This is a genomic window from Phocaeicola faecicola (assembly GCF_013618865.1).
Lineage (GTDB): Bacteria > Bacteroidota > Bacteroidia > Bacteroidales > Bacteroidaceae > Phocaeicola > Phocaeicola faecicola.
The window spans coordinates 1-5,407 of sequence record NZ_JABSOE010000115.1 but is presented as its reverse complement, the minus strand read 5'-3'; the positions used below and the strand labels follow the sequence as shown (position 1 = coordinate 5,407).

5 protein-coding genes are annotated in these 5,407 nt (G+C 40.8%); 3 read left to right on the top strand and 2 right to left on the bottom strand.

Features of this window, described 5'->3' with window-relative positions:
• Positions 1-362 precede the first annotated feature (362 nt).
• Genes H3001_RS18555 through H3001_RS18545 form a run of 3 tightly spaced genes read left to right on the top strand, consistent with a single transcriptional unit; the run spans position 363 to position 3,407 of the window.
• A complete protein-coding gene (locus tag H3001_RS18555; RefSeq protein ID WP_181215733.1) occupies positions 363-1,493 on the top strand; it encodes a DUF262 domain-containing protein in 1,131 nt (376 codons plus the stop codon).
• A complete protein-coding gene (locus H3001_RS18550) occupies positions 1,487-2,542 on the top strand; it encodes an AAA family ATPase (protein WP_181215732.1) in 1,056 nt (351 codons plus the stop codon). The genes H3001_RS18555 and H3001_RS18550 overlap by 7 nt, the downstream gene beginning before the upstream one ends.
• A 4-nt stretch (positions 2,543-2,546) precedes the next feature.
• Positions 2,547-3,407 carry a hypothetical protein gene (locus H3001_RS18545; protein WP_181215731.1) on the top strand — a complete coding sequence of 287 codons (861 nt, stop codon included), beginning with the start codon at positions 2,547-2,549 and terminating at the stop codon, positions 3,405-3,407.
• 484 nt (positions 3,408-3,891) lie between these two features.
• On the opposite strand, the gene H3001_RS18540 is transcribed toward H3001_RS18545, so the two are convergent.
• Positions 3,892-4,728 carry a hypothetical protein gene (locus tag H3001_RS18540; protein ID WP_181215730.1) on the bottom strand — a complete coding sequence of 279 codons (837 nt, stop codon included), beginning with the start codon at positions 4,726-4,728 and terminating at the stop codon, positions 3,892-3,894.
• The coding region (locus H3001_RS19735; protein ID WP_181215729.1) for an RHS repeat-associated core domain-containing protein at positions 4,728-5,407 on the bottom strand (680 nt) is incomplete at its 5' end. The genes H3001_RS19735 and H3001_RS18540, both read right to left, overlap by 1 nt.

The window sequence follows — 5,407 nt, the reverse complement described above, 5'->3', positions numbered from 1 at the left end:
GTCGTTGAACTTTGCCACTGGCATCCCGGGCATGGACGGCAGCATCCCCGCCAGCCCGCCCTGGAGCTCGTCAAGGGCGGCCTTGGAGTCCGTAAAAAGGTCGGCAAACCCCCGTCTGGCACTGTTGTCATCAGCTATTTTCTTGAATATGTCCGACATAATAAAGCCCTCTTCTTTTATTACAAACCGATTAGTCGGTTTGTTTTTTGCAAATATATGATTTTAAATCAAAAAAGGGAGCGTTCACTTGTTATTTTCTGTCAAAATTCATAGCGTAATCCATGAAAGATGAATAATTTGGAGAGTGTGTCGGAAAAACATCGTATATTTGCAGTACAGTTAAGAAAAGAAAGGATTTATAAATGGATTTTGAAGGAGAATATACCCTGCGGACAGCCTCTAATCAACAAAGCCGTGAGCCGGATGTTGTATATCCGGATGCCGTGCTGAACATAGCCCGCGATTCGGCCTCGGTATTTCAACTGAAGCGGAAATGGGAGAAGACTCCTCCGATGCTGAACCTGGCTCCCGACTTCCAGCGAGGTCTGGTGTGGAACCCCAAACAGAAAAGCGAACTGATAGAATCCATACTGATGGGCATCCCCCTGCCGCTGATTTACGTGAAGGAGGATGAAAAAGGCGTATATATCATTGTGGACGGCAAACAGCGTCTGAACACCCTGTTCAGCTTTATCAACAATGAGTTTGCGCTGGGAAAGCTCACAATACTGAAAGATAAGAACGGATGCCGGTTTGAGGACCTGTCTCCGTTAGAGCAGAATAAGATAGAAGACTGCTCACTGACCTTGCATGTGATTAAGGCTCCTACCAGCGACCGGGTCACTTTTGACTTGTTTGACCGCGTGAACCGGGGAGGGACACGTCTCAACAATCAGGAAATGCGCAACGCGCTTTATCAGGGAAATGCCACAAGGCTGATCAACCGGCTGGCTGAAAAAGAAGTTTTTGTTGCGGCTACGGAACATTCCGTTCCCGCAAACCATATGAAAGACAGGTATCTGGTACTTCGGTTTGTGGCTTTTTACCTGTGGCAGGAGCATATTACCACAGACCCTGATACCAACGGACCGCTGGAATACAGGAGCAATGTGGAAGATTTTCTGGGAAAAACGATGCGTTTTCTTAACCGTCTGTCTCCGGAAAACAGATTGTTTGAAGAACTGGATGCCCGATTTACGCGTGCCATGGAGCTTGCCATACGGCTGCTTCCATCGGGAGGTTTCCGCCTACCTTCGTCTCCGGGTAAAAAAAGACCTATAAACATGGCTTTTTTTGAGAGCTTCGGTTATCTTCTGTCTAAATTAAACGGAGAGGGGGAAAGTTTCCATCATCAGATTCTGGAAGTCTATACACAATTAATGAGCAACGCTGCCTATCTGGATACCCTTACCCGCTCTGTGGACAGTGGCATACAGACCAAAAAACGTTATGAAATCATTAACCGATTTATTCATGAATTGAATTTATGCTAAAGAATTTGACAATAAAGGATTATAAATGCCTGACAGATTGTTCGCTGGAGCTGAAACCCCTGAATCTGCTCGCCGGTCCGAACTCGTCGGGAAAATCTACCGTATTGCAAGCCCTGCTGACCGTTTCGGATAACGTGACGGAGAAAGAAGGGAAACACGGCTTAAAGAACCGTTGGCTGGAAGCATCGAATTTCAATGATGTGAGGAACTTTGTAACGAACGCCAAGTCCTACACAATCAGTATCTCGTGCAATGACGGAGAAGAGACTACGCTTTGTTTTACTCCGGGGGATGATTCGTTTCAAACCACTCTCGTGGAACAAGCGGCCGGAGCATCCCCGGATTTGTTGAAAGTTTTGGGAAGCCTGTTATACCTGCCAGCCACACGTCCCGGCGGGGCATACATGCAACCCGTCAATTCCGATCCGGAAAACAAGCTGGGACGCAACGGGGAATATGTGATAGACTATTATGCCAAGCACCGTCTGGATACACTGGATGACGCTTTGATTCTGACTCCCGGCACCCAAACACTGGAAGGGCAGGTGAACCGCCAATTGGAAAAGCTGACCGGCTATCGGCTGGTGGTGGAGACATCAGGGAACAATCACTATGTGAAATATGAGACGCGCAGCGGCAAACGGCTCTACCCTTATCATGTCGGCACCGGGGTGAGCTTTATTACGGAAGTTATCATTGCCTGTTTCGCAACTCCGAAAGGCGGTACGGTGATTGTGGAGAATCCGGAAATCCATCTGCATCCGAAAGCACAGGCCGACCTGATTGACTTTATGGCACAGATTGCGAAGGCCGGCGTGCAAATCATCATAGAGAGCCATAGCGACCACCTGTTTAACGGCATCCGGCGTCTGATCAGCCAGGAGAAACTGACTTTGGCCGATGCCGGTGTGTATAATTTCAGGCAAGACGAAAACGGACTGACACATGCCGAGCCTGTGGAATTTACCCCACAAGGAGGAATCAAGTCATATATTCCCGGTATGTTTGAACAGTTTGACATTGATTTGGACGCCATCTTGAAGCTATAAGACTATGGAAGGTATCATCATCAACGAATTGTCATTAAACGGCCAGTTCAGTGACAGTCAGGATTTCTGGAAGAACGGAATTCCACTTTTCCATAAGGCGTTACAGGACGCTCAGTCATTCGGTATCATGTATCTGTTCAAAAAAGGAAACTTTTACGGGGCGCAAGCCACTCCCGACAAGACCCTTCACGATTTGCTGACAGCACCGGAGGCCCGTATCATTGATGAAGCCAAACGGTATAAGAGCATATTGGCACGTGCCATCTGCAATCCGTTTTGGGATGACGAACCCCGGCAAGACCCTGATGCGCATTATCGGGTAGATGAAAAAGAAGTGTCCGGCAGTTCCGTTGCCGAGGCTGCTGCCCGTTCTGTTTGCCTTCTGTCATTCATAAGGTCTCCGTATGAAAAGAATCCGATTGTTGTAACCAAGGGTGAAGAAACAACCAGAGTAGGCAATATCTGGAAAGAGAAACAATTGTACTCTATCCTGTTTGAAAGGGGGGAACTGTCTCTTGAAAAGTATATGACCATTCGCTTCAGCGGCGGAAAACTTGACTTCAGCCTTATTGATGGCACCTATGGATTTTCACTTATTGACGATGAAAATCGAAGCGAGTTTATAGATTCATTCCGCAAGGTTGAAGAACTGGACTGGAGCGCGATTGTAACGGACAACGGCTTGGATTATAAGACATATAATAAGAACAGGAGAAGCAGGCATTATTTTTCCGATGAGCAATGGAGAAAGGGAATAAAGAAATTCAGAATCACCCAGAGGAACAGGTGCTTCGGTTATGTGGAAGGTGGTGTTTTCTATGTGCTGAGGTTTGATTTGGACCATGAGTTGAGTGATGTTGGGTAATGTTTTGTACAGCCTTGGTGTTATTTTTAATAAGGATAGTAGGCTGTCCAAAAACTCATATCCTGTTCGTATGTATTATACTATGTTTTAGATAAGAGTTCTTGGGCAGCCTGATTATACCTTTCTTATTTTAAAGTCCCTTTATTAATTAAGCAAACAATCGCTGATTTATAAAAACTGGCATCTTGCTTATCTCCATATACTTTCAGAGGGAAATCTGAGGATTACAAATCCTAATGCTCATAACCAGCAGATTATAACGAAGGCGGTAAATTCTTTCTCTTTAAAATCACCCCGTGTCAGAACCTTTTCCATCCATGTAAAGGTGAGATGACCTAATGGATGACGGGGACATTTGTCCTGAACATAAATACCTGTTGCAAACAGTCCACATGACATGATACTATGACATGAATCTATGTTTTTTGAGGAAATATTCCTTAAAATTATGCTGATTAAGCAGGATTTAAATAGGTGCTTAATGTTAATTCACTGAAAACAATTTATAAATATCATTTTTTGTTTTTTCAATGATGGATGATGCATAATATTCTTTTTGTTGTAAATATGGGACGAACTTTGATAAAACTTCATGATTTATGAAATTAATGGATTTGCCTTTTAAATAACGGTAACGTATAAGTGCAATGATTTCTATCGGAAATACACGCCACTCTGTTGAATAAAATTCATTAGTAACAAATGATTCTATATGAGCTTTTTTTCTATGATACTTCATCATATTAGCAAGAGCATTATTAACTTCATTCTCGTTATCAGAAAGAATAATATCCATAATATTCTGATAATTATAGTCTAATGGCTTATTTATATATGGCTGCCAAGTATGATGTTCTTTTTTATTATTATATAAATCATATAATATAAATGCTTCTTGTAAGGTCTTATCTTGATAATATATTGTTCTTCCTTTTTTTATTTGATCGTTTATTAAACTAATTATTGCTTGGAACATTAAATCTATTTCTTTTTCTTTTCCAAAAGAAAGGATTGCTAGGAATAAAGGAACTCCTACTACTAAATTTTGAAGGAATTTCTTTTCTTTATCGAATAAATACATAATTTGAGCTAAATATGCCATTGTAAATGCGTTTATAATTCCTTCAAAATTCTCTTTATTTGGGTTATCCCAAAATAAAGAAAAGTGAATGCTAAAACAAGCCATACTAGCACTTCTCCATCGGTAATAATCTTTCATGCTAACTGAAGGGTTATTATAAAATTCGTTTAAATATTTAATGTCATCAATTGAATATTTTATATATTTATTGACAACTATGTCAAATGTGTTTTTTTTCATTAATGATGTCCTCCTTTTATTTTATTTGCTTCTGTATCCCAATCTTTAAAATCAATACTATCTGCGTATAATTTTTTATTGCCAGCTCGTTTTACATTTACATATGCTACTTTTTTATCACCTAAATTTGCAATAATTTCATCATATTTTTCTTGAGTTATCTTTTTGTGATACATAGCATTTTCTAATCGAGTGCTTACAAAAAAATCGGGATCTAATTGATCTTCTGAAAATGTAAAATTACCTTTCATAGAAGATTTAACTTCAAATACGTCATACTTTCCAGTTGTTGGATTTTGAGCGAGGATGTCTATTCCATTATTTGAGCCATATTTTACATTTATAATATCATAACCTTGATTTTTCAAGGTCTTAATTACAGCTTTTTCCTCAACATCTCCAATTCCGTGTCCTAATGGTCTTAATCCTAAAACATCAATCCAAACATTGGTATTATGAACGTATTCATAGAATATTAGATTACTTCCTGCTAATCTTATAGGATCTTGAGACAAGTAACAACTCATAAGACTATCGTAATACCTAAATCTATTATAGTATAGTCCTGTTTCTTCATCCGCATATTGTCCCTGAAACCTGAACGGACAGTCAAACTCCGTTCCCTTGTCAACGGCAAGCACTTTTCCGTAAATATCCAGTGTGCAGTCCCAAGTCTTGT

Bases quoted from the DNA above. Each gene is read 5' to 3' on its own strand.
- H3001_RS18555 (WP_181215733.1), top strand. From the start codon at position 363: ATGGATTTTGAAGGAGAATATACCCTGCGGACAGCCTCTAATCAACAA.
- H3001_RS18550 (WP_181215732.1), top strand. From the start codon at position 1,487: ATGCTAAAGAATTTGACAATAAAGGATTATAAATGCCTGACAGATTGT.
- H3001_RS18545 (WP_181215731.1), top strand. From the start codon at position 2,547: ATGGAAGGTATCATCATCAACGAATTGTCATTAAACGGCCAGTTCAGT.
- H3001_RS18540 (WP_181215730.1), bottom strand. From the start codon at position 4,728: ATGAAAAAAAACACATTTGACATAGTTGTCAATAAATATATAAAATAT.